Source organism: Acinetobacter sp. G18, from assembly GCF_052660225.1.
This window is the reverse complement of record NZ_CP109658.1, coordinates 1359028-1382890: the sequence shown is the minus strand read 5'-3', so window position 1 is coordinate 1382890 and position 23863 is coordinate 1359028. Positions and strand designations below refer to the sequence as shown.

The following is a 23863-nucleotide window of genomic DNA, read 5'->3' as shown; positions in this document are numbered from 1 at the left end:
CTCGTTTGGCTACTGTTGGGGATGAACTGTTTGGGGAAACAGTTTTTGTTTATTAAACAATTACCCTCTGTTATAGCCAAAATATGCAAGCAAATTATGGAACCCCAGAAAAAGATCACAGAGTTTAGACTAGTTGTAATTCCAACTCCTCTCTTTTCATATTGATATAGATCAATCGTTATTGTTCTATATCTTAATCAGGACTTTTTTAAATGAAAAAGCTGATCAGCCTTTTTTTAAGCATGTCAGTAGTATTATTGACAGCATGTAGCAAACAAGAAAATGCTCAACAAGCCGAACAAAACAATGATAGTTCCAAAGTACAAAAGGTAGTAATTGCCTCTACAGGTTCGGATGCTGACATTTGGCGTTATATTGCATCTTTACCTGAAACCCAAGCTGCTGGACTGAAGTTAGAAGTAAAAAACTTCTCAGACTCCGTTTCAATGAATACAGCAGTTGCAAATAAAGAAGTAGATTTGAACGCATTCCAAGCTTATTCTTATCTTACGGTATTTAATAATTCAAACCCGGATAAGATTGCAGCGGTTTCTACCACTTATATTGAGCCAATGGGGATTTATTCAAGTAAATACAAAAAAATTGAAGAACTTCCTGAAGGTGCAATTATTTCAATCCCGGATGATGCTGCCAGCGAATCTCGTGCGCTACTCTTGTTACAAACTGCTGGCTTAATCAAGCTTAAAGCTGACTATAATCCTATTCAGGGCAGTCCAATTGATGTTATCGAAAATCCTAAAAAGATCAACATCAAACCAATCAAAATGGAAACTGCATTACGTCTTAAAAATGAATTTGATGCAGTTGTATTAAATAATACCATAGCACTCGAGGGAGGTTTGAACGTACTCAAAGATTCTATGTTCTATGAACCTATTGATCAAATCTCAAAAATTAGTGTAAACGTTCTAGCAACTGCTGAATCACGTAAAAATGATCCTGTCTTGCAAAAAGTTGGTAAGCTTTACCACACTGCAGCTGTTAAAAAATACATTGAAGAACACTTTGGTGGAACAAAAGTTGACGTAGACAAACCAATCAGCTATCTCTCAGAAGCTAAATAGTAATATAATAGCCCAAACGTGAAACAGGCAAATTATCTTTGCCTGTTTTTTCTTTCAAGCATAGTTTCTGACGATATGATTCAATTTAAAAACATTTCAAAGCACTATCAGCTCAAAAGCCAAACCATACGCGCACTCGATCAAATCAATTTAGAGATTCCAGAGGGCAGTATTTTCGGCATTATTGGCTATAGTGGTGCAGGTAAAAGTACTTTAATTCGCCTGATTAATTTACTTGAACGACCAAATGAAGGTCAGGTTATCATTAATCAAAAGGACTTCACTGCTTTAGATGCACGTTCATTACGTCAGGAGCGTGCAAATATTGGTATGATTTTTCAGCATTTCAATTTGCTTCAAACCAAAACAGTTGCTGAAAATATCGAAATGCCAATGCGTCTGCTAAATTATAAAAAAGCAGAACGTGAAAAGCGTTTAAATGAATTATTAGAGTTTATTGATCTTAAGCATAAAAAAGATGCCTATCCAGATGAACTCTCTGGCGGTCAAAAGCAACGTGTTGGTATTGCTCGTGCTTTGGCAAATCATCCTAAAATTTTATTATGCGATGAAGCCACATCTGCACTAGATCCACAAACTACTCAATCAGTTCTAGAGCTTTTAAAGAAAATCAATCAAGAACAGAAAATTACTATCGTCATGGTTACTCATGAAATGGATGTCATTGAATCTATTTGTGACCATGTTGCAGTTATGGAAGCTGGTAAAGTGATTGAGCAAGGCTCAACTATTGATATTTTTAGTAATCCTCAGCATCCAACAACTAAAAACTTTATACAAACTGTTTTACATCAACAGTTGCCAGTTAACATTCTAAATCAATTAGAAAATCAACATCACCACAGCATTTATTGCCTACAATTCTTAGGACGTTCAGCTCAAGAACCTGTGATTCAGTCACTTATTAAACAATATGATATTAGTTTAAATATCTTATTTGCCAATATGACTGAAATTAATGGCACAGTGATTGGTCAAATGTTTGTACAGCTTTTAGGTGACCCGCAGTTGATCAGTCAAGCGATTGAGTTTTTAGAGAAAAATGAAGTGAGCGTAGTTCAATCAGGAGATCAAGTATGAGAGATTTCATCGTACAATGGTTAACTGAACTTACTCAGCCTTTCTGGCACAGTTCCCTTTCTATGGACCAGTTTGTAACTGCGTTACAAGAAACCTTTAATATGGTGTTCTTTGCGCTTATATTTGGTGGTATTTGGGGCTTCATCCAAGGCATTATTCTGCTTGTAACTCGCCCAGAAGGGATTTTGCCAAATAAATTCATTTACCATTTACTCAACCCAATTGTAAATGCTCTGCGTTCTCTCCCATTTATTATTTTGCTTATTGCAGTTATTCCTCTCACCAAGTTCTTGGTAGGCACTTCAATTGGTACATGGGCGGCAATCGTTCCTTTAACGATTTATGTTGGACCATATATGGGCCGACTTATTGAAACTTCCCTACTTGAAGTAAATGAAGGAATTATCGAATCTGCTCAAGCAATGGGTGCAACGCCTTGGCAGATTATTTCACGCTTTATTTTACCTGAAGCTCGTAGTTCTCTTATTTTGAACTTAACAACTGCCACGATTAGCCTTATTGGTGCGACCGCTATGGCTGGTGCAGTTGGTGCTGGTGGTATTGGTGACTTAGCCATTTCTTATGGCTATCAACGTTTTGATACAAGCGTTGTGATTTTAACAGTGATTATCCTGTTGCTTTTGGTACAGATTGTACAGACTTTAGGCAACTGGCTCTCTAAGATACGCTAAGTCATTTATATAGAAAGCTCCCTAAACGGGGGCTTTTTGTTTTTATAGTCTCCTGTTATTAAAAAGTTGAGTACATGGCTTAATGCCATTTTCTGTTATCATCAAAATTAGTGGTTACTCTTTGGATTTGGTTTCAGGATAAAACAATGCGTTATAGAATTCATTTTATTGATGTGCAAAATGCCCTACAAAACTATATCTGGATTTTAGAAGATACTGAAACTCATGAAGCCGTTGCAGTTGATCCAACAGAAGCTGAGTTAGTCACTCAATTTTGCAATGGCCATCATTTAACCTTAAAGCAAATTTGGCTTACGCATTGGCATAAAGATCATATCGGTGGCGTTGCAGATTTAACGGCTAACTCTACTCTGACTGTATATGGTCCAAGAGATGAATTAAGTAAAATTCCCGGTATTACTCATCCCCTTCAACATGATGACCATCTAAAATTTAATGATTTAAAGGCAGAGATTATTGCCACACCAGGTCATACCCTGGGACATATTGTGTATTTTATTGAAGAGTTGAATGCGCTCTTTTGTGGAGATACTTTGTTTGCAATGGGATGTGGTCGATTATTTGAAGGTACGGCAGAGCAAATGTATCACTCATTAAATCGTCTTGCAGCCCTTCCAACCACAACCAAAGTCTATTGCACGCATGAATATACACTTTCTAATGCTGAGTTTGCTTTAAGCGTAGAACCTGAAAATCATGCCTTACAAGAACGTGCAGAACAAGTTCGTAAGCTTCGCACGGAAGGTAAAATTACCCTACCAAGTAGTATTGAACTTGAATTGGCAACTAATCCATTTTTACGTGCTGAAAGTGTAGATGAGTTCGCTCATTTACGTAGTTTAAAAGATAATTTCTAAATTTATGGGCTTTATAGAAAGATACAGTTTCATTTTAAGAACTGTATCTTTTTGAATAAAGCATGTTTCATGAAATTATTTTTTACATTTATTGATTTTAAATTAACTTATTTTGATTAAATTTTACCCTAATCTTTTTATTTTAAAATAATCATAAAAATTAAATACTTACAATTTATTAGTACAAAAATTGATTACATAAAAACTGAATAAATTTATAAAATGAAGAAGATTACATTATCTATTTTACTTTTTTTACAAGTTGCAAAATAAAACAAAGTTTTCCCCCTTTAAAAAATCTAGGTAAATCCCTATTAATAAATAAGGTGTAAGACACGGATAGAAGAAGGAGTTCTCACGTGAAAAAGGTTGTTAAAGCTAAAAATTTAATTGCGTTCCGTATTTGGTTAGAAAAATTAGGGTATTCGGTTAAAAATCTTGCCGATGGAAAAGGTTTCACTTTCAGTTTTAAAAAAGAGTATGGCTTAGTCACGTGTGATTTGGCTGGTAACGCCTTAGCCATGCAATTAGGTGAAGAGTTTGAGGATCACTTAAAAGCGTAAGCTTGAGCTGTTTTGCATATACTATTTTCAGTATAGGCAACTTAAAAGTTCTGCTTTCAAAGTAGATCTATATGAGAGTTTGTGAAAATTTTATATTGGCCTCCCATAATTAAGCATTTACATACAAGATAGTTTTTTTAAATTAAATTTTCGACTAGATATAATAAAACCTGTAGCATGGCGCCTCTCCCAAATTGCCAATTGCTACAGGTTTTTTATTTCGAATTAAAATTTTAAATAATTAATTCGTTTTAGATTTACCTAATGCTTTATCTAGAACGTCCTTGTCCAGAGCTTTGTCCCAACGAGCAACAACAATTGTTGCGCATGCATTACCAATTAAGTTAGTTAATGCGCGACACTCAGACATAAAACGGTCGATACCTAAAATGAGCGCCATACCTGCCACAGGTACAGATGGGACAACCGATAGAGTAGCAGCGAGTGTAATAAAGCCTGCACCCGTTACCCCTGCCGCACCTTTAGAACTCACCATCGCAACTAACAACAATGCGAGCTGTTCACTAATTGATAAATCTACATTACAAGCCTGTGCAATAAATAAAGCAGCCATAGTCATATAAATGTTAGTACCATCAAGGTTAAATGAATAACCTGTAGGAATAACTAAGCCCACTACAGATTTTTCACATCCCGCTTTTTGCATTTTATCCATTAAAGACGGTAAAGCTGCTTCAGATGAACTTGTACCTAAAACCAACCAGAGTTCATCTTTGATATAGCGAATTAAAGCAATAATTGAAAAGCCATTGTAACGTGCCACTGCACCTAAAATGATTAGTACAAACAGTACAGCCGTGATATAGAAAGTCATAATCAATAGTAATAAATTACCGATTGATTCGATTCCATAAGCACCAATAGTAAATGCCATAGCTCCAAAAGCACCAATTGGCGCAAGTTTCATTAACATTCCAACCAAGTAGAAAACTGGTGCTGTTAAGTTATTTAGGAAATCAGTGATTGGACGTGCACGATCGCCTAAAGCAGCTAAAGAAATACCAAATAGTACTGCCACAAATAGAACCTGCAAAATTTCACCACCAGCAAGCGGACTTACCAGTGTTTGCGGGATAATATTCATAAAGAAGTCAGTAATATTGGTGGCATGAGCCTTCTCAACGTAAGTATTTACCTTATCGCTGACTAAGGTTGCTGGGTCAATGTTTAGACCTTTACCCGGTTGAATGATGTTTGCCACAATCATACCAACCACAAGTGCAAGACTTGAGAAAGTAATGAAATACAGCATTGCTTTACCAGTCACACGCCCGACACGACTCATGTTCGTCATGCTGGCAATACCAGTGACCACAGTCAAAAAGATTACGGGAGCAATAATCATTTTAACGATTTTGATGAATGCATCACCAAGCGGTTTTAAGCTCTGTCCAAGTTCAGGGTAAAAATGACCAATTAAAACGCCTAAAATAATTGCAAATATGACCTGTACATACAAAATTTGGTGAAATTTCTGTTTTTTCTGTACCGTTTCTTGGTCAAGGGTATTGAAATCCATTATCTAAATACCTGTTCGATGGGGATAAAAAAAATAAAATATAAAGCGGGCACCACAAGCTGCTTTAAAGGAAGTGAAGCCATTGTAAAGAATAAAAAACACCCTGTGTCATAAATTTAAAAAATGTTAAAACCAAAAATCATGTAATTTATTGTATATAAAGCTCATATTTTACTGCACTATTTAACAATTAAATTTGATAAAAATTATTGTTAAATCTCATAAGAATATGTTTATTATTAAATTTATTCTATTACTGATTTAGCTAAAGACTTTTAAATCTAATTTTGGAACTAACCGAATACACATTTCAATAATAAATGATTAAAGCAACTTCATGTTTATTTTAAATTATGAGAATTTAATTTTTAAATAATAAGAAAAATTGATATATGATTATTTAATAAAAACAAAAACCTATATATTCCGCTATTTAAATTAGCCATTTTCATCTAAAAAAACGAAGAGACTTATATGCTTAAACAAATAGGCGTTTTAAAAGACTATGTACGTAATCCAAATTTAGTTCCTGATTGGTAAATAGAATCCGAAATAACATGGGTGCAATTACAGTTTCGATAATTTCTTGGTTTGGTATAGTGAACTCATTTCTTAATTTTGCACGATTTTGAATAATATCGAGTTGTTGAATAATTAAACTTTCACACATACGGGCATTAGAATCAGAATTTGATGTATAGAGCACATCTCGCAATAAATCTTGACCGACTTCGGAAGAATACTCTTCAAAATATTGTTCAACCCAAGCTGTGATATCTCGTTTAAATGAACCTAAATCTTTAGGTTCCATGTCTGGTTTGAGTTCATTTAAAGCTACATCTGAAAACAGTTGGTTGATATCACCCCATCGACGGTAAATGGTTGAAGGAGTTACCCCTGCTTGTGCTGCAATCATTGGAATTGTAATTTGGCTTTGCTCGAAATCTTTTTGTAATTCTTTTACAGCATTATGTACCGCAGTTTGTATTCTCTCGCTGCGACCACCAGGGCGTAATCCACTAACAATTTTTGCCATTTATAAACTCTGTAAAGGGATAAAAATTTATAAATATTTATATCTATATACAAAATACACTAAAGCTAAGGATTTGCTTTAGTGTCAAAATAATGTATAAAAGCTAAATATTCGCTTTTATGTTATTCATGTTCTATGAACAATTCAAGTTCAAAACGGTCGAGAACTGTTTTTCAATTAGATGCTGCAAGCGCTTTGACACTCAATACAATTACGCTTATGACATTTATGGCTGCATCTAGTGCACCCACTCCACTTTATCGCCTATACCAACAGATATGGCAATTTTCACCTGTCACATTGACTCTAATTTTTGCAACTTATGCTTTTACCCTGCTGGGATCATTACTGATTATTGGTTCTCTGTCTGACTATATTGGGCGTCGACCAGTCATTATTACAGCCATTTCTCTGCAAATTATTTCAATGAGCTTCTTCTTATTTGCTTCAGATGTTTCAATGTTATTTATTGCACGAGGCTTACAAGGCATCGCAACTGGGCTTGCTGTTTCAGCTATAGGTGCAGCCATTTTAGATTTTGGTAAGCTTCATGGCTCACTGATTAATAGTATTGCACCAATGGTTGGTATGGCTGTCGGGATTTTTCTGACCTGTTCTATCTTGCAGCTCTCCACTCACCCGTTACAGCTTGTTTTTGAGTTTCTATGCTTTCTTCTTATTTGTGAACTTATTTTAAGTTTTCTTACTCCAGAGACAGTCCAAAAAAGAACTGGTGCACTTGCTTCTTTGAAACCCGCGATGGCTATTCCTCCACAAACGAAAAGTGCTTTATTAAGTATTAGCCCAATTAATATTGCACTTTGGATGGTCAGTGGTTTCTTCTTGTCACTTATGCCATCTTTACTGGCAAAAATTTTCCATACTTCATCGGCATGGCTAAACGGTATTATGTTTATGGCGCTCGCCCTTTCTGGTGCAGTAGGTATATTAACGCTTAGAAAATCGACAAATTTCCGTATTTTATTAACTGGTACTCTTTCAATTGCTATTGGTTCAATCATTTTATTTTTAGCAATTAATCTTACAAATGCAGTTGTGTTATTTCTAGGTTCAATTATTACTGGAATTGGTTTTGGTACGGCGTTTATGGGAGCCATTCGTAGTGTAATGCCGCTGGCTCTTCCAGAAGAACGTGCAGGCCTTATGGCTGCTTTTTTTGTGGAAAGTTATTTGGCTTTTAGTATTCCTGCAATTTTAGCTGGATATTTTGTAGGGAAAGTTGGGCTGATGCATACAGCAAATACTTATATTTGTTTTATTGTCTTACTTTCGCTTGTTGCCCTTTTCATGATTTTTAAAAATTTTAAAAATAAATAATGATGTGTTAAAAAGTCAGTCTCAAATGAAGCTGACTTAAATAATTTAAAACAAATGATACTTAAATAAATAATTTAGCTTCCGATTACTACATTGATGTCTATTGAAATTCGTTACACTATTTTTAATATCAAAATTCACTCGTAAACTGAACGTCGATACTAAATAAATAAAATGCTCAAAAGGATTTTTTAGTTATCATTATAAAATATAAGGAAATTTATTATGAATAATTTCATTTTGACAACTTTTGACTGGGTTCCAGAATTACCACGAGGTTTTGTAAGAGATATAAGGATAAGATGGGCCTTAGAAGAAGCAAAAATGCCCTATAAAATAAATAGCGTATCTTTTTATGAACGAGGAGATGATCATTTTTCTCACCAGCCTTTTGGGCAAGTTCCGTGGTTAATAGATGGTGATATTTCAATTTTTGAAAGTGGCGCTATTCTATTGTATTTGGGTGAACGTAGTAGTGTGCTTTTACCTACAAATCTGAAACAGCGTAATGAAGTTATAGAATGGTTATTTGCAGCACTTAATTCAGTAGAAATGGCGAGCCTCCCTTGGGCTTTATTAAAATTTTCTAATGCTCAGGCAGATACTCCCGTACATAAACAATTTGATGCATTTCTTCTCTCTCGACTCCAACATATGGAATCAATTCTTTCTAAGCGAGAATGGCTAACGGAGTCATTTTCTATTGCTGACATTGTTATGGCTGACGTATTACGTTTGGTGAATAGATTTGATGGGTTAACAGAGTTTCCCCATTGTCTCGCATATGTTCAGAGAGCGACTAGACGCCCTTCTTTTGAAAAAGCGTATACTGACCAAATAGCTCATTTTGCAGCGGCAGACACCAAGAAAAATGCTTAAAGATGTTATTTAAGCATTCTTTATTTATAAGCTAAAAATGAAGATTTACTGGTCACGCCAGCGTTTTAAAAAGCGTTTTACATACTTTTTAAATGGCCACGTAAACTGTTTTATAAAGCTATTTGGAATTTTATAGCCAACCGTACCATACACGCTCGCCAAGTGATTTGGCATATATACAGTTTTAAAAATAACATCATAAAGTGGAATAAAAGCAGCGTAATTTTTATCAATCGCAGGTTTTTCTGAAGAATGATGCCAATGATGAAATTCCGGTGTTGCGATAAACCAACGTAGATATGGAAAGCGAAAACGTACATTGGAATGAATAAAAATCGCGTGAAACGAAATAAAAATTAAATAGGCAAAAACAGCAGAAGTATGAAAACCTAAAAGGAAAATCGGTAAGGTCGCAATAAAACGAGTCATTAAAACCTCAACAACGTGTAAACGTGACGAGGCTAACCAGTCCATATACTCAGTCGAATGATGAATCGCATGAAAACGCCATAAAAAGTTAACTTCATGCATAGCACGATGTAACCAATACACCGTAAAATCGACCACAATAAGCAATTCAATAAACTGTAGCCAAATTGGCTGAGCTTGAACGTATGGCACAATTGGATTATCAGGTAAATGCGTAATCCAATACTGAATTGGCATAACCGTTAAGAAGCTAAATAGTTGAATACCAATATGGCTGACCATGAAATATTTCATATCGGTCACCCAGCCCACTCTTAAGATCTTTTGTTCAGGGTTTTTAGCAAAAAAACCTTCAAGAGGTATAAAAATAAAAGCCAAGATGACTAGGGTAAGTACAAAATAATCGATACCCGCATAAAATGGTACGCTTGGAATGACTGGAGCATGAATAACACCACAGCCTAATACTGCTGCGATGAGTGCAAAGCATAAACCATAAAAGCCATATCGATTTTGTCGGATGATTGCACTAAATGCTCCAAAACCTGCGCTAATAATAATGCCTGTGATCAGTCCATAATAAAAAAGACTATAGTGCTTTGCATAAAGTGGACGTAACTCAGGAGTTGTCAGCACACTGGGAAATAAAAAACATAAAGCTCCAAATAAGCAAAGTAAGCTTAATGCCATGGATATAAAGGCACTAATTTTTCCTAAACCCGCATTAAGCTCTAAATTTTCAAATCTTGCTCTTAATTGATCGGTCATAATTCATATCAACAATTCTTTTTATCTATACGGCGCATGCTAACAAAATTTAATTATTAATTGTAAAAAGAACCCTATTTAACTCAAACTAAAAGATAGGTAGATAAATAAAACTAACTAATCAATCTAAAATAAGGATAAATTAGTTAGTTATTTTAAAATATCAAAATAATGAAGTCATCAACCGAGTAAAAGCTATTTATTTTTATATGGGGTCTCATAGGTTGTTTCAGCAACTGGTGAAACACGCCAAATTGTATTGCCTACATCATCTGCAACTAACACGGCACCCGAAAAATCTATTGCCACCCCCACTGGACGTCCATAAGCCTTCCCTTTATCACTGAGAAATCCGGTCAAAATATCTTGCGGTGGACCAGAAGGTTGACCACTTCTAAATGGTACAAAAATGACTTTATACCCACTGTGAGGCTTGCGGTTCCAAGAACCATGCTGACCAATGATCGCCCCACCTCTAAATTGTGGCATCAATTCGGCTGCATAAAATGTAAGACCTAAAGAAGCCGTATGGTTGCCTAGTGCATAGTCAGGTTTAATTGCACGAGCGACCATTGCTGGATTTTGTGGTTTGACTCGCACATCTACGTGTTGACCATAGTAACTATAAGGCCAGCCATAAAAAGCGCCATCTTGTACCGACGTCATATAATCGGGTACTAAGTCACTACCGATTTCATCGCGCTCATTTACAACCGTCCATAATTTACCGCTTTGAGGTTGCCAAGCCATACCATTTGGATTACGCAGTCCTGTTGCAAATGGGCGTGACTGACCACTTGCGATGTCAAACTCCGTAATTTGCGCGCGGTCCTTTTCTTGATCTAAACCATTTTCGCCAACATTACTATTGGAACCGACGGTAATGAAGAGCTTGGTACCTTCACGGTTAGCAATGACATTTTTGGTCCAATGATGGTTTAAAGGACCGCCCGGTAAGTCTAATACTTTAGTTCCGCTCGCAGTAATCTGTGTTTCTCCTTCTTGATAAGGGAAACGTATGAGTGCATCTGTATTGGCTATATATAAGTTATTACCTACTAAAGCCATACCAAATGGTGAGTTTAAGTTTTGAAGAAATACCGTTTTTTTATCAGCAACTCCATCTCCATTGGTGTCACGAAGTAAAGTAATACGGTTAGCACTTGGATGAGATGAGCCTGCCCGTCTCATCACAAACGTCATGATTTTACCTTTAATGCCTTTGCTGTCTTCTGGTTTAGGCGGAGCATCCGTTTCAGCGACCAATACATCACCATTCGGTAATACATAGAGCCAACGTGGATGTTCAAGTCCTTTAGCAAATGCTTTTACCTTTAAGCCTTCTGCTGGTGTTGGCATAACACCACTCGGCCAACCCTGTGCAGGTGCTATATTTACGGTTGGAATTAAACTTGTTTTTGGTTCAGGTAATTTTGGATCTGTTCCATAACTCTCTGTAATTGGATATTGAGAGGATGAAGCACATCCTGCAACAAGAACGACAACTGTTGTACCTAAAAGTGGCATTAAAAAACGTATAAGCATCCTTTATCTCCATTTCTTATTTTTCGCAATAAGCATAGGGTAATGCTTTAGAAGAGAGACTTATAGTTTATTTATTTAACTATACTAAGGAATACCGTCCATATTTTTAAACTTTTAATACATAACTAGTGTTTTCTAGACACGCAGATCAATTTAACTATTAACTTCAAAAGCTTCAGACTAAAACTTGGCATACGGATTTTTACGTAAAGTATTTATGTTGGCTGATAATAACTTATTAGCTAATTTTGTCGATCTCGCCTATTTTTTAATTAAAAATTCCTTTACCCTGACCTACTTTAACTATTTTTAACTTTTACGTTAGCTCAGGCGTTTAATTAAGTTCATTTATTTTTATGTCAAAAAATTTAGCAACACTGATTGGTTTAAGTGCCATCCTGATGTGGGCCTCTATGGTGGGTTTTGTAAAACATATCACGACCGTCATCGGCCCAGATATTGGCATTACACTGATTTACTCCCTAAGTGCGTTGCTACTCCTGATTATTTTTAGAGTGCCAAATTTTAAGTTAATTTCTAAAAAATATTTAATTTTAGGTGCAATTTTATTTATCGCTTATGAGCTATGTTTTTCATTTGCACTTGCCTATTCAAAAACCGCTCAACAAGCGATTGAAGTAAGCATTGTGAACTACCTTTGGCCAAGCTTGACGGTTTTAGCTTTTGTCATTTTTAAAGAGCTAAAATTTAATGTATTTATTATTTTAGGCTTAATCATTTCAATTTTTGGCATTATTTTTATTCAGACCGGAAATGGAGATTTTAGTCTAAGTCGAGTTATCGACAACTTTTATAGTAATCCTCTAAGTTATATTTTGGCTTTTATAGGTGCCATTATTTGGGCTTTTTACTGCGTGTTGACTAAGAAAATAGGTAAAGGACAAAATCCTATTTCTATTTTCTTTATTGGCGTTGCTGCAACTTTATGGCTAAAGTTGTTCTTTAGTGGCCAAGCCGTTTTGCCATCACTCGATTTAAATACGACTTTATCTCTAGTCTTTGCGTCCACGGCAATTGGGCTCGGGTATGCAGCATGGAATATTGGCATTATTCATGGCAACACCACCATGCTAGTAGTTGCTTCTTACTTTACGCCCATCATCTCTTCTCTGCTTGCCATGTTGGTTTTACAAACCGAGTTATCAATCAGCTTTTGGCAAGGAACAGCTATGGTTACAGCAGGTTCACTCATCTGCTGGCTTTCAACAAATTGGACAGTTATCTGTTCTTATTTTAAAAATGATTAAAAGTAGTGATGAGTAACAGAACCAACATTAGTTTTTTGCTCTAAAGCAAAATTGACAGCTTCTTTTGCATGAATGGTGGTGGTGTCAAATAACGGTACAGAAAATTTAACATCACCAATCAACATACAAATTTCAGTACAGCCTAAAATAATACCTTCGGCGCCTTCCGCAATCAGCTCCTCTACCACGGTCATATACTTTTGTTGTGAATCTGGGTTAATCACGCCCAAGCATAATTCGTCATAAATAATGCGATGTACTGTTTTGCGACTGGTTTCATTTGGAATAATCACCTCAATTCCATGGTTTTGTAATCTGGCTTTATAAAAGTCTTGCTCCATAGTGAAAGCTGTTCCCAACAGTGCAACTTTTCGGATATTTTGAATTAAAATTTCTTTTGCTGTGGCATCAGCAATATGTATAAAGGGAACCGTAATCGCCTCTTCAATTTGAGGAGCTACTTTATGCATGGTATTGGTACATAACACTATACAATCTACCCCAGCTTTCTCTAAATTAATTGCTTGCTGAGCTAAGTATTCGCCTGCCTCTTGCCATAAACCTTTTGCTTGTAAAGCGGCTATTTCTTCAAAATCGACACTATTTAAAATGACTTTAGCCGAATGTAACTTGCCTAATTTGTTCTGAACTGTTCTATTTATTTGTTGATAATAAAGCGATGTAGACTCCCAGCTCATTCCGCCTATTAAACCAATCGTTTTCATTCGTTTCAGTCCTTGTATTTGATCTATTCTATTCTTTATAGCCATAAAAAGCTAAATGCGACTAGAAGGAAATTGCTCTCTTTATTAAATCTATAAACTGTTTTATAAAATATATTTTTTAAAACTAATTAATAAAAACTTTATGTTAGAAACAGACCGCTTAATCTTAAAACCATTTGTTCAAGAAGATTTATCTACAGTCATTGAGATGTTACAAGACAAAGATTTTATGGCTTTTTCACCTTATAGTCACTTAACACTTGAAGCTGCAACGACTCGTTTTTTTGAAATATTAGAGCATTATAAAAAGTATAATTTTGGAAAAATGGCTGTGGTCTTAAAAGATACTCATCAAATTATTGGTTATTGTGGGTTTGAAACTTGTGAAGTTGATGGCAAAACAGAAGCTGAACTAGGTTTTAGACTTATTAAAACTCAACGAAACAAAGGCTATATTGTTGAAGCTTCATTTAAGTTACTAGATGACATGAAAAATCGAAATTTTAAGCATGTGATCGCTTTTTCAGAAAATGATAATTTACCTGCTCACAACCTATTAAATAAGCTTGGTTTTGAAAAAACCAACTCATCTAGTTATATGGATATGGATGTTATCTTCTTCAAAAAAGATCTTTTATTTTCTTCATAAGTATTATTCCTATAAAAAACTTTAAGTTAATGAAGATCTATTTGCTTCAAAGAAGCCACCATTAAACTCAAATCAAAAAAATAAGAATTCACGTAAATTTCACGACAGCCTCTTTAATTTAATCTTATAAAGTTGGCTAGGATTCATTCATGAAAATTATAACTACTGCCTTAGGGCTGATTACCTTAGTAGGTCTAACAGCATGCAAAAGTGCGCCTAGTTATTCAGGTGATTATGGTAAAGCCGAACAACAAATTACTGGTGTTACATTAAATGATGAACAAGCACTAGAGATTGGTAATCACTTTGTTGCTGCGTTTAACACTTTGGGCACACCATCCTTCGTAAGTAATGCAAGTAATCTTTATGCAGATCAGCTCTATATCAACGATACACTCTCACAGTTCTCTCAGAAAAAAGATTTGATTAAACACTTTGAGGGTATGAACACACGCGTCAGTAACGTCACAGTCAAACTCATAAGTGCAACTCATCATCAAGATAGCGCTTACATCCATTGGTACATGACCTATGACTTTAAAATGCTTGGACGCTCGAAAACCATGGCTTCTTACGGAATTAGCCAAATCAAAATTAATGATCAACAGAAAATCATTTTCCAACAAGATTTCTGGGACCCAGCAAACGGTCTTTATCGTTCTTTACCTGTATTTGGAGGAGTTTATAAATGGATATTGCCATTCAAAAAAACCGAATCTTAATACTTCTGGGTATTTTAATTGCATCTCACGCAAATGCGGCTGAACTAAAGAAATGTAGTTCAGCACCTTTAGCGGTAACGAGTCAAAAAGTAGGAAATGTCAGTTACTTTGCTGAAGATTGCTTAAAAAGCTGGCAAAACCAAAGCATAAAAATGGATTTTAGCTATAACCGAGATATTCCCGAATGGGCATTTAAGCGGGCGGCAGCACACTATTTGAAGAAAAATATTAGTGGATTTGATGCAAAATCTCCACTTAATCATATTAATGAGCTTTATAGACCAATTAAGAGCGGAGATTTATATAGTCTTTATTACCAACATGAAAATCAAAAACTGGAGTTAAAATTAAATCAAAAACTACTAGGTTCTATAAATAATCCAAATGCAAATCAATATTTTAAAATCTGGTTTGGTAGCGAACCATTTAATGCTAAATTAAAACAACAACTATTAAATTAATGGCTTAATAAAATCTTATGGGTAATCACTTTATCCTCATGGTTGAGGACCATTTTGAACTGGCGGCAACAGTCTGTGAATTTCTTGAAGTGCATGGATATGTCATCGATCATGCACGTAATTTAGATGCAGCCCGTTCTTTTCTAAAATCACAGCACTATCATCTTTTACTTCTTGATATAAATTTACCCGATGGTTCTGGTTATGACCTCTGTAATTGGCTACGTACCGAACAAGGGGTTGATATTCCAGTGCTGATGCTGACAGCCAGAGATACGTTAGACGACAAACTTAAAGGATTTACTGCTGGCACAGATGATTATTTAGTTAAGCCTTTTGATTTTAATGAATTAGTGATGCGTATTCGTGCCTTAATTAAGAGAGCTGCGGGTGAAGTCGCGAATCATAAAATTCAGATTCATGATTTAATTCTTGATAGCGCAACACAAACTGTAGTTCGCGCTGGAAACAATATTGAATTACCACCTATTCAATTTAAACTATTAAAAATTTTGATGCGCCAGTCTCCGAAAGTGGTTACCAAGCAAGAGCTTATGATGGAGCTGTGGGGAGACGAAGAACCTGAAAGTGATGCTTTACGCAGTCATATTTATAACTTAAGAAAAATGGTAGATAAACCATTTGACCCTAAACTATTACACACAGTAGCAGGTGTCGGTTTAAAGATTGCTTTGGAAAATTCGGCCGATTAACTTAGATATACCACAACAATTAAACCTGTTGCTTGTTCTAAGTCTAATTCAGGATGTGTAGCTAAATAGTATTGCCGATCAAACAATTCGACTCGCCATCCTAATTGTTTGCAAAGCTTCTGTACCAGTTGCAACCCAATGCCATGACCTTTAACTTTTAAAGAAAGCTGTGAATCGCTAAGCTCTTGCACCTTTACATCATTAGGTAAAGAAATTCCGATACCATTATCAGCAATAATCAAACTGTTTTTTTGTTGGATAATATCGATTTGTGAGCCTTGAGAGTAATTGAGGGCATTACGCAAAATATTACCTAAAACCATTTTGGTCATAGAAGGATATAACCAGCGCGGTTGTTCTACTGAGTCTGGGTGAATATGAATATGTATACCCTTACTCTCACTCATGACTTGCAAGCTTTCGACTAAGTCTCGCACAATTTGTGATAGGAAATTTTTTTCCGATGGTAGGCTTTTTACTGTATTACGTGCAATTGCGAGTAAAGTGTCGACTAATAATTGCATATCTTCAATCGTATTATGAAGACGAACTAAGGCTTTATCATCACCGTATCTAGCCTGACAAAGCTGAACATTACCCTTTAAAATCGTAAGTGGAGTACGAAGTTCGTGACTTACATCTCCAGTGAACTCTCGCTCGCGTCGAATAAACTCACTTAAGACCTGATGATATTTTTCCAAGGCTTGTTTCAGATACTCTGCTTCCATATTGCCATTGGTATTTATATCTTTAAAAGGTGAAGCTTGTGTGTCTTGATGTGCCCAATCAATATTTTCTAATGCATTTGCCAAACGGGTAATTGGGGAAAAATAGCGTCTTGCTCTTCGGTTTGACCACCACAAAAAACTATATAAAACAGATAAACTGAACATCAGTGGAGCAAGTCCAAATAACCAAATCAGCTTATTGACGTTACTCTCGCCAAATACCAAAAGTACATGCTGTCCATTACGCTCACCGTATACGGTCATACGTTCTTTACCATCAATAAAGATTCGATGTACCCCACTCTCTAAATGCATATCTTTAAAAGGTTGAGGTGCTATCTGGGTATTCCATCGATATCCATATAAGTTTTTAGTATCTGGCAAATCTGCATTCGGGTTACGATCTATACGTAACCAGTAATGTTCCATTTCCTGTTCTAAAGCGGTTTTAAGCAAAGAACCCTTAATTACCCAAGCACTACAAGCCAACCCGACCACAATCGATAATGCGATTAGAGCAATCTGCAACCAATAATATCGATTGAACATTTTGGCTAATGGATGGCTAGATTTGCCATCGCGTCGAGTTCTTATCATATCGTTATCGCCGGGATAGGCTGTAGAAATTACAAAGGTCTCTTTTTAAATAAAAAGTGACCAATGACCCATTCTTGTCCTTGCTCAAACCCAAAAAGTTCAGCACAAGCCATGAAAAAAATACGCCAGCGTTGCCACCAAATATTGGCATCTTTTCCATAGATTTTTTTAAATAACGGTTTAAGTTCTTCCTCTTGATTGTCCATATTATCAAGCCAAGCATTCGCTGTTCTCATATAATGCTCACCTGACCACTGCCAGTGTTGAGCCAGTTCTAAATGCTCTTGAAAATGTAGAAAAGTGGAAGTTGAAGGCATTAAACCGCCAGTAAAGAAATACTTGGACATCCAATCATAGTCTGATTTTACTTCAAAAGGATAATGCAAAAAGCGATGACAAAAAATATGACACCAGAGTAACCCATCTGGCTTTAACCATCCCTGAATTTTTTCAAATAGACGTTGATAGTTCCGCACATGTTCAAACATTTCGACCGATACAACACGATCAAATTGGCCCTTGTCTAATTCGAGTACATTTACATCACAAGTGTGTACTTCAACATTGGTAAGCCCTCTCAACTTTGCTTGCCCGAGAATATGTTTTTTCTGAGTCGCGGAGTTTGAAACAGCCGTAATTTGTGAGCGTGGATAATTTTCCGCCATCCATAAGGTTAAAGAACCCCAACCGCAACCTAACTCTAAAATGTGTTGACCATTTTTAAGTTGTGCTCTTTCACAGTAAAGCTGAAGTGCCAACTCTTCTGCCTGATCTAAAGTTGTTGTTTTGGTTGGAAAGTAACATGCACTGTATTTAAGCCTTTTTCCAAGTACTGTCTGAAAAAACTCGGTCGGTAACTCATAGTGCTGTTCATTTGCTTTATCTGTTTCTACAGCAATTTCACTCTTTTTGAGTAAATTAAGAACGTCCATATAGCGCTGTGCCCCTTGCTCAGGGTCATAACGGCCTTCTTGAATTAAGCGCTTTTTACTTAAAGCACGAATTGCAGCTCTAATTGCATGATCTGGAATCACACCACTTTCAACAATTTTTAGAGACTGATGAACAATAAAATCCATATGAGCACCTATTTTTTTGGTCTTCGCGGAATAAACATTGAAGTTCTTTGTTGATAATCAAGATAATTTTGACCGCGGCTTTTGATTGCTTGTTTTTCACTAAATGGAATACCCGTGACGTAGTATAAAAATAGCCACATCAACACAGGATAAATCCACAATAAATATTCGTCTGCAGCTAAACCAATAATGGGATAGGCAAACCAATGTAACCATTCAAAAAAGTAATTTGGGTGTCGTGAATAACGCCATAATCCTTGATCCATGGTTTTGCCATGGTTTTCCGGATTTAACTTAAATCTGTATAACTGCTGATCGGCAAGCTGCTCACCTATGAAAGCAATCGCCATAACTACAGTTGCAATCAATAAAGCGATTTTATATTCACTACTCCATAGACCTGCCTCTACGTTAAGCAATGTCCACATTGGTAAAAAGAACAGAAACACTAAGAATGTTTGAAATATAAAGAATAATAAAAAGCCAAAATGCTGGAACTTACCCATGGCCTGACGCATATTTGCATATCGACCATCTTCTTTTTGTTCAGACTGATAACGTCTTAACAGGTGCCAAAACAGTCTTAAAAACCATAGACCGCTAAACACGCCGATAAATAGCCTTACTTCAACTGGAGCAACTGAAATGAGTAAAGAAGACACAATAATATTAATTGCCAGACAGAAGCTCCAAGCAGCATCTACTATTCCAGCACGACCATTTAGAGTTGCAAGTAACCAGCTTATCAACATGATAAGTAAGTCCAGAATGAGCAAATTCCATAACATGAGCTGTCTCCTTGCTAAAGGTGTTTGAACTAGTAACTGGTACTTTCAAACAACAAGTGAACATTGCTTATCACGCCTTCTTTAAAACCGCCCTCGCAATAACATAAATAGAAATCCCACATGCGAATGAAGTTTTCATCGAAACCTAGAGCCAATACCTCTTCCCTTGCAGCTAAAAAACGCTCTCGCCAATGATGAAGTGTTTGCCCATAACTTAGACCAATGTCATTTAAATACTTTAGCCTTAAACCACTCTCAGACGCGGTTTGAGTTAATACACTCACACTCGGAATGAAACTACCGGGAAAAATATAGCGTTTAATGTAGTCAACAGTATTGAGTGCTTTTTTATAGCGAAAATCTTCAATGGTGATGGCTTGAATAAGAGCCAAACCTTTAGGTTTTAAAAGTGCTCTACATTGATCAAAATATGTCGATAGATAATGTGCACCAACTGCTTCAACCATTTCAATTGAAACCAGCTTATCGAACTTACCTTCGAGCAAACGGTAGTCTTTTAATTGCACATCAATACGATGTGCTAAACCTGCTTCATTTACGCGGGTAATCGCTTCATCGTATTGGGCTTGCGAAATGGTAATGGTAGTCACTCGGCAGCCATAATGCTGAGCTGCGTAAATTGCAAAACCACCCCAACCACTTCCGATTTCCACCAAGTGATCTAATGGTTTTAAATCCAACTTTTTACAGATAATTTCTTTTTTTAAATCTGATGCTTCTTCGAGTGTCATATTTTCATTTTCAAAAACGGCGCTCGAATACATTAAAGATGGATCTAAAAATAATTTAAAAAAATCATTGCTTAAGTCGTAGTGCTCGGCAATATTTTTACGGCTACCACTTATAGAATTCTTTCTATTTTTATACCAAGCTTTAAGAAAAAACTGGCTCGCTTGGGCAAACATATTTTGATTAAGCTGGTCTAATACATCTCGATTACGCGCCAAGATCTGAATCAACTCTACAAGTTGCTGGCTGCTCCAATCTCCACGGATATAACCTTCTGCTGCACCTAAAACGCCATTTTTTAAAATGAGTTCCATCAATAAAGGATTATGTACTTCAACCACAGCATGCAAGTCTGATACTTCACCCACCGTACCATTCCATGCACCCTGAAAAGTAATCTGCCCATGACGTAATTTGAGAAGGCTTTTGAGTAGTAATGGTAGTGAGTCATCTTCACCATACAGAAATGTTTTTATCATGTCTTATCTACCTTGATCTTTTTAGGGTGACGATAAAATGGCACTTTTTTTCGCCACAACTTAAATGCCTCTAAATATATTGAAAACAGCATTTTAAAAGGCGCCAAGCTGTTATTAACAGCATATCGATATTGTTGTGAAGGAAATGTGATGGGTATAAGTTCAAAGCGCATAGTGGCGTCAAATACTTGATTTTGTTCTTCAAAGAGCTGCATATGAATGACATTTTGCTGATCTGAAAAACTAAACCGCCAACGGTAAGTCAACTGCATAGGCATAAACGGCGAAACATGAAATGATTTTTCAAATTTAAAATCAAAACTTTCATAATCCTTTATGTGACTGTATTGGTTTGTACAATCATGAACATAAACTTTTCGTTCATTCCAAGGGGTGTTGGTAATTTCACTAACAATAAATACAGGTTTTCCAGTTTTAGTTAGAACAAAATAAAATACGACCGAGTTAAAACGAAAACCTAAACATCGAGGTAAAGCCAATACTCTGATTTGCCAGTCTGGTCGGAAATGTGAGTTGTTATTTTGAAGTATTGCTTTCTCTACTCTATCCCTTATAGAGCCACGATACATATTTAAAAAATCATTTTCAGATAGTTTTAGTACATTCCAATGATCGGTAGACCAAAGTGAGCAATCTTTTGAAATTTCATTTAATTGATCTGGATCGAACCACAAATAATTTAAAGTCGAAGTGAATTGGTGCTCTTTAGGGCTATAACGTCTATGACGAATAAGTGCAGGAGCGATAGCAAGTTTATTTAATAACATTTGAGAAGCCTCCTGCTTTTAAAATTTATAACGCTAAGATTTGCTCTACAACACGAGCTGCACTACGGGCCCCATCTTCATGAAAACCCCATCCCCAATACGCTCCACAAAATGAAGTACGATTTTGTCCATTAATCTCTTGCCAGCGTGATTGGGCTTGAATTGCTTTTGCATCAAATACCGGATGACGATACTGACGTTCCAGCAAAATATCCTCGGGTTTAATTTTCATATTTGGATTTAAGGTAGAGAAAATTTGAGTTTTGCAGGATAAGTTCTGCAAATTATTCATCCAATATGTAAACCCGTAATGTATAGCGGACGTATCATTTTGAACTTGTGATGTTGGCGTTACATGTACATGCCAACTTGCCCACTGCAAACGGCTTTTAGGCATAATCGAAAGATCACGGTGAACTACCATTCGATTATCTTGATAACCAAATTGGCTTAATATTTCCCGTTCAAGTTCTGACGCATCTTTAATTAAACTTAGGCTATCGTCAGCATGGCTGGCAAAAATTACCCAGTCATATTGTGCTCGCCCTTCTGAAGTTTCGATCCACACTATTTCTGGTGAACGGCTCACAGCTTTTACTTCTGCAAATTTCCATTCAAGGGATGGGCAGTTCTTTTGAATAGCACGGATATAACTTGCCGAGCCATGTTTAACTGTTTGCCATTGCGGCCGCTCTTTTAGCTGTAACATGCGGTGATGTTGAAAAAAACTCACCACAAATCGATATGGAATTTGGCCTACCTGCTCAACGGGAGCCGACCATAATGCGCCGCACATCGGATAAAGATGCTCATAACGGAACTCATGACTATATTTATGGAGGTCTAAATATTCTTCAATCGATAAATTAGGATCAATATCTGCCACGTCTATATCTTTATTGTCATCATAAAAACGTAGCAAATCTGAGAGCATTTGTAGAAATTTACGGTTTAAAAAGTTCTGCGGACGAGCAAAGAGTGACCATTTTTTTGAAGGATTATATTGAAGTCCACTCACCAAATTATTTACCGAAAAACTCATATCGCTACTTTGAGTTTCGACGCCTAATTTTTTAAGCATGTCGGTAAATAACGGATAGTTGTAGTCATTAAATACGATAAAACCACTATCTACCGCGACTTTAGCACCTTCTATCTCTAGCTCATGAGTGTCAGTATGACCACCAAAATAGTTATTTTTTTCATATACCGTAACTTGATGCTGTTTTGACAATTTCCAAGCAGCATAAAGCCCCGATATACCCGAACCAATAATGGCAATCTTCATAACACTTCCCCATTTTCAATTTTTTCTATCGGTAGATCTTTAATTTTTTTATATTGGTAAACTTTATTCGGTACGGGTTTTAACCCCCATACCAAACCAAATAAAGACATGACTTTGAGAATATAAAAGGTGATATCAATCTGCCACCAATGAAAACCTTGTCGAACACTACCCGCATAAAAATGATGGTTGTTGTGCCATCCTTCACCCAAGGTAATTAAAGAGAGAAAGAAATTATTACGGCTATCATCTGGAGTATTAAACTCTCGTGAGCCATAACGATGAGCAAGTGAGTTAATACATAAGGTTGCATGTGTTAACAGAACAGTGGAAATTACAAATCCCCACACTAAAAGCTGTAAGCCATTGGTACCCAATTCAGGGAAATGTTGTTCAAGCCATGAACCTAGACCGTAAATTGCTAAGGCCGTCAAAATCACAATAGGTAAGCTAAATCGGTCAAGCCAAATCAGTTCTGGGTATTTCAACCAGTCTTTAATGACTTTTTTTCGAGTGGCAAAATTCTGCTCGTTTAAAAACCAGCCTACATGCGAATACCAAAAACCTGCTTTCGCTGAATGCGGGTCCTGATCGGTATCGGTAAAGTGATGGTGATAGCGGTGGTGTGCTGCCCACCATAACGGTCCGCGCTGTGCACTCATGGTTCCAATCAAGATAAAAATAAATTGGACAACACGGGAGGTTTGAAAAGTTTTATGCGAAAGATAACGATGGAAGAAAGCAGTAATTGCAAACATGCGAAGAAAATAAAAACCAAGCATGAAGACCACAGCGAACCAAGACACCCCCACCCAAAAAGCGGCTAAACAAGCGATGTGCAATAAAATAAAAGGTATGATTCTTAACCATTGAATTTTCTTTTCAATGATATATTCACCCGAACTAGTAAGCTGCGCATTTTCTGAATCTGACCAGCTATCGATCCAGCGTAGAAAAAATTTAGACATTGATTC

Annotated in this window: 24 protein-coding genes; 12 read left to right on the top strand and 12 right to left on the bottom strand. The window is 36.2% G+C overall.

The window, feature by feature from the left end; genetic code table 11:
* The first annotated feature begins 212 nt into the window (after window positions 1-212).
* From NE363_RS06565 to NE363_RS06545, 5 genes are all read left to right on the top strand, one after another.
* Window positions 213-1085: a MetQ/NlpA family ABC transporter substrate-binding protein gene (locus NE363_RS06565; RefSeq protein ID WP_445536070.1), complete on the top strand. Its 873-nt coding sequence runs from the start codon at window positions 213-215 to the stop codon at window positions 1083-1085.
* Window positions 1086-1160: 75 nt separating this feature from the next.
* Window positions 1161-2186, top strand: a complete 1026-nt coding sequence (locus tag NE363_RS06560; RefSeq protein WP_263614061.1) for a methionine ABC transporter ATP-binding protein — start codon at window positions 1161-1163, stop codon at window positions 2184-2186.
* Complete coding sequence (locus NE363_RS06555) at window positions 2183-2878, top strand: methionine ABC transporter permease (RefSeq protein ID WP_445536069.1); 696 nt, start codon at window positions 2183-2185, stop codon at window positions 2876-2878. Before NE363_RS06560 ends, NE363_RS06555 begins: the two co-directional genes overlap by 4 nt.
* A 146-nt stretch (window positions 2879-3024) precedes the next feature.
* The gene (gene gloB, locus NE363_RS06550; protein ID WP_445536068.1) at window positions 3025-3756 is read left to right on the top strand and encodes a hydroxyacylglutathione hydrolase; all 732 of its coding nucleotides are present in this window, start codon (window positions 3025-3027) and stop codon (window positions 3754-3756) included.
* Between the two features lie 359 nt (window positions 3757-4115).
* Window positions 4116-4319: a hypothetical protein gene (locus NE363_RS06545; protein WP_000758190.1), complete on the top strand. Its 204-nt coding sequence runs from the start codon at window positions 4116-4118 to the stop codon at window positions 4317-4319.
* A gap of 241 nt (window positions 4320-4560) precedes the next feature.
* Here NE363_RS06545 and NE363_RS06540 read toward each other — a convergent pair whose 3' ends face one another.
* Both NE363_RS06540 and NE363_RS06535 read right to left on the bottom strand, forming a co-directional pair.
* On the bottom strand, window positions 4561-5859 hold the full coding sequence (locus NE363_RS06540) for a dicarboxylate/amino acid:cation symporter (protein WP_019458359.1): 1299 nt from the start codon (window positions 5857-5859) through the stop codon (window positions 4561-4563).
* A 478-nt stretch (window positions 5860-6337) separates the two neighbouring features.
* Window positions 6338-6895, bottom strand: coding sequence for a TetR/AcrR family transcriptional regulator (locus tag NE363_RS06535; protein ID WP_134261825.1), 558 nt, complete (start codon window positions 6893-6895; stop codon window positions 6338-6340).
* Between the two features lie 135 nt (window positions 6896-7030).
* Here NE363_RS06535 and NE363_RS06530 point away from each other — a divergent pair, with 135 nt between their 5' ends.
* Together NE363_RS06530 and NE363_RS06525 are read left to right on the top strand one after the other, a co-directional pair.
* Complete coding sequence (locus NE363_RS06530; RefSeq protein ID WP_445536067.1) at window positions 7031-8233, top strand: MFS transporter; 1203 nt, start codon at window positions 7031-7033, stop codon at window positions 8231-8233.
* A 225-nt stretch (window positions 8234-8458) separates the two neighbouring features.
* A complete protein-coding gene (locus NE363_RS06525; RefSeq protein WP_240061507.1) occupies window positions 8459-9112 on the top strand; it encodes a glutathione S-transferase family protein in 654 nt (217 codons plus the stop codon).
* Window positions 9113-9157: 45 nt separating this feature from the next.
* Here the strand turns inward: NE363_RS06525 and NE363_RS06520 are convergent, their stop codons facing one another.
* Both NE363_RS06520 and NE363_RS06515 read right to left on the bottom strand, forming a co-directional pair.
* Window positions 9158-10309, bottom strand: coding sequence for a sterol desaturase family protein (locus NE363_RS06520; protein WP_022575474.1), 1152 nt, complete (start codon window positions 10307-10309; stop codon window positions 9158-9160).
* Between the two features lie 195 nt (window positions 10310-10504).
* Window positions 10505-11854 carry a PQQ-dependent sugar dehydrogenase gene (locus NE363_RS06515; protein ID WP_445536066.1) on the bottom strand — a complete coding sequence of 450 codons (1350 nt, stop codon included), beginning with the start codon at window positions 11852-11854 and terminating at the stop codon, window positions 10505-10507.
* A gap of 356 nt (window positions 11855-12210) precedes the next feature.
* Between NE363_RS06515 and yddG the strand changes: the two genes are divergently transcribed.
* The gene (gene yddG / locus NE363_RS06510) at window positions 12211-13122 is read left to right on the top strand and encodes an aromatic amino acid DMT transporter YddG (protein ID WP_348885506.1); all 912 of its coding nucleotides are present in this window, start codon (window positions 12211-12213) and stop codon (window positions 13120-13122) included.
* On the opposite strand, the gene NE363_RS06505 is transcribed toward yddG, so the two are convergent.
* The gene (locus tag NE363_RS06505) at window positions 13119-13847 is read right to left on the bottom strand and encodes an aspartate/glutamate racemase family protein (RefSeq protein ID WP_445536065.1); all 729 of its coding nucleotides are present in this window, start codon (window positions 13845-13847) and stop codon (window positions 13119-13121) included. The genes yddG and NE363_RS06505 overlap by 4 nt on opposite strands.
* Before the next feature lie 142 nt (window positions 13848-13989).
* On the opposite strand from NE363_RS06505, the gene NE363_RS06500 reads away from it, so the two are divergent.
* The 4 genes from NE363_RS06500 (at window position 13990) to NE363_RS06485 (ending at window position 16392) form a co-directional block, all read left to right on the top strand.
* The gene (locus NE363_RS06500) at window positions 13990-14496 is read left to right on the top strand and encodes a GNAT family N-acetyltransferase (protein ID WP_445536064.1); all 507 of its coding nucleotides are present in this window, start codon (window positions 13990-13992) and stop codon (window positions 14494-14496) included.
* Window positions 14497-14645: 149 nt separating this feature from the next.
* Window positions 14646-15218 carry a nuclear transport factor 2 family protein gene (locus tag NE363_RS06495; protein WP_445536063.1) on the top strand — a complete coding sequence of 191 codons (573 nt, stop codon included), beginning with the start codon at window positions 14646-14648 and terminating at the stop codon, window positions 15216-15218.
* Window positions 15185-15679 (top strand): chalcone isomerase family protein, encoded by a 495-nt coding sequence (locus tag NE363_RS06490; RefSeq protein ID WP_445536062.1) that lies wholly within the window; start codon window positions 15185-15187, stop codon window positions 15677-15679. The genes NE363_RS06495 and NE363_RS06490 overlap by 34 nt, the downstream gene beginning before the upstream one ends.
* 17 nt (window positions 15680-15696) lie before the next feature.
* Window positions 15697-16392: a response regulator transcription factor gene (locus tag NE363_RS06485; RefSeq protein WP_019458379.1), complete on the top strand. Its 696-nt coding sequence runs from the start codon at window positions 15697-15699 to the stop codon at window positions 16390-16392.
* Here the strand turns inward: NE363_RS06485 and NE363_RS06480 are convergent.
* Genes NE363_RS06480 through NE363_RS06450 form a run of 7 tightly spaced genes read right to left on the bottom strand, consistent with a single transcriptional unit; the run spans window position 16389 to window position 23857 of the window.
* Complete coding sequence (locus tag NE363_RS06480; protein ID WP_445536061.1) at window positions 16389-17717, bottom strand: sensor histidine kinase; 1329 nt, start codon at window positions 17715-17717, stop codon at window positions 16389-16391. The genes NE363_RS06485 and NE363_RS06480 overlap by 4 nt on opposite strands.
* 29 nt (window positions 17718-17746) lie before the next feature.
* Window positions 17747-18796: an SAM-dependent methyltransferase gene (locus tag NE363_RS06475; RefSeq protein ID WP_445536060.1), complete on the bottom strand. Its 1050-nt coding sequence runs from the start codon at window positions 18794-18796 to the stop codon at window positions 17747-17749.
* 8 nt (window positions 18797-18804) lie between these two features.
* Window positions 18805-19584, bottom strand: a complete 780-nt coding sequence (locus NE363_RS06470; protein WP_348887799.1) for a DUF1295 domain-containing protein — start codon at window positions 19582-19584, stop codon at window positions 18805-18807.
* A gap of 29 nt (window positions 19585-19613) precedes the next feature.
* Window positions 19614-20813: a class I SAM-dependent methyltransferase gene (locus NE363_RS06465; protein WP_445536059.1), complete on the bottom strand. Its 1200-nt coding sequence runs from the start codon at window positions 20811-20813 to the stop codon at window positions 19614-19616.
* Complete coding sequence (locus tag NE363_RS06460; protein WP_019458383.1) at window positions 20810-21601, bottom strand: DUF1365 domain-containing protein; 792 nt, start codon at window positions 21599-21601, stop codon at window positions 20810-20812. The genes NE363_RS06465 and NE363_RS06460 overlap by 4 nt, the downstream gene beginning before the upstream one ends.
* Window positions 21602-21626: 25 nt before the next feature.
* Window positions 21627-22889, bottom strand: coding sequence for an NAD(P)/FAD-dependent oxidoreductase (locus NE363_RS06455; RefSeq protein WP_445536058.1), 1263 nt, complete (start codon window positions 22887-22889; stop codon window positions 21627-21629).
* The gene (locus tag NE363_RS06450) at window positions 22886-23857 is read right to left on the bottom strand and encodes an acyl-CoA desaturase (RefSeq protein WP_343568251.1); all 972 of its coding nucleotides are present in this window, start codon (window positions 23855-23857) and stop codon (window positions 22886-22888) included. The genes NE363_RS06455 and NE363_RS06450 overlap by 4 nt, the downstream gene beginning before the upstream one ends.
* Between the last annotated feature and the right edge of the window lie 6 nt (window positions 23858-23863).

Coding starts and splice junctions, on each gene's coding strand:
- NE363_RS06565 (WP_445536070.1), top strand. CDS start 213: ATGAAAAAGCTGATCAGCCTTTTTTTAAGCATGTCAGTAGTATTATTG.
- NE363_RS06560 (WP_263614061.1), top strand. CDS start 1,161: ATGATTCAATTTAAAAACATTTCAAAGCACTATCAGCTCAAAAGCCAA.
- NE363_RS06555 (WP_445536069.1), top strand. CDS start 2,183: ATGAGAGATTTCATCGTACAATGGTTAACTGAACTTACTCAGCCTTTC.
- gloB (WP_445536068.1), top strand. CDS start 3,025: ATGCGTTATAGAATTCATTTTATTGATGTGCAAAATGCCCTACAAAAC.
- NE363_RS06540 (WP_019458359.1), bottom strand. CDS start 5,859: ATGGATTTCAATACCCTTGACCAAGAAACGGTACAGAAAAAACAGAAA.
- NE363_RS06535 (WP_134261825.1), bottom strand. CDS start 6,895: ATGGCAAAAATTGTTAGTGGATTACGCCCTGGTGGTCGCAGCGAGAGA.
- NE363_RS06530 (WP_445536067.1), top strand. CDS start 7,031: ATGAACAATTCAAGTTCAAAACGGTCGAGAACTGTTTTTCAATTAGAT.
- NE363_RS06525 (WP_240061507.1), top strand. CDS start 8,459: ATGAATAATTTCATTTTGACAACTTTTGACTGGGTTCCAGAATTACCA.
- NE363_RS06520 (WP_022575474.1), bottom strand. CDS start 10,309: ATGACCGATCAATTAAGAGCAAGATTTGAAAATTTAGAGCTTAATGCG.
- NE363_RS06515 (WP_445536066.1), bottom strand. CDS start 11,854: ATGCTTATACGTTTTTTAATGCCACTTTTAGGTACAACAGTTGTCGTT.
- yddG (WP_348885506.1), top strand. CDS start 12,211: ATGTCAAAAAATTTAGCAACACTGATTGGTTTAAGTGCCATCCTGATG.
- NE363_RS06505 (WP_445536065.1), bottom strand. CDS start 13,847: ATGAAAACGATTGGTTTAATAGGCGGAATGAGCTGGGAGTCTACATCG.
- NE363_RS06500 (WP_445536064.1), top strand. CDS start 13,990: ATGTTAGAAACAGACCGCTTAATCTTAAAACCATTTGTTCAAGAAGAT.
- NE363_RS06495 (WP_445536063.1), top strand. CDS start 14,646: ATGAAAATTATAACTACTGCCTTAGGGCTGATTACCTTAGTAGGTCTA.
- NE363_RS06490 (WP_445536062.1), top strand. CDS start 15,185: ATGGATATTGCCATTCAAAAAAACCGAATCTTAATACTTCTGGGTATT.
- NE363_RS06485 (WP_019458379.1), top strand. CDS start 15,697: ATGGGTAATCACTTTATCCTCATGGTTGAGGACCATTTTGAACTGGCG.
- NE363_RS06480 (WP_445536061.1), bottom strand. CDS start 17,717: ATGATAAGAACTCGACGCGATGGCAAATCTAGCCATCCATTAGCCAAA.
- NE363_RS06475 (WP_445536060.1), bottom strand. CDS start 18,796: ATGGATTTTATTGTTCATCAGTCTCTAAAAATTGTTGAAAGTGGTGTG.
- NE363_RS06470 (WP_348887799.1), bottom strand. CDS start 19,584: ATGTTATGGAATTTGCTCATTCTGGACTTACTTATCATGTTGATAAGC.
- NE363_RS06465 (WP_445536059.1), bottom strand. CDS start 20,813: ATGATAAAAACATTTCTGTATGGTGAAGATGACTCACTACCATTACTA.
- NE363_RS06460 (WP_019458383.1), bottom strand. CDS start 21,601: ATGTTATTAAATAAACTTGCTATCGCTCCTGCACTTATTCGTCATAGA.
- NE363_RS06455 (WP_445536058.1), bottom strand. CDS start 22,889: ATGAAGATTGCCATTATTGGTTCGGGTATATCGGGGCTTTATGCTGCT.
- NE363_RS06450 (WP_343568251.1), bottom strand. CDS start 23,857: ATGTCTAAATTTTTTCTACGCTGGATCGATAGCTGGTCAGATTCAGAA.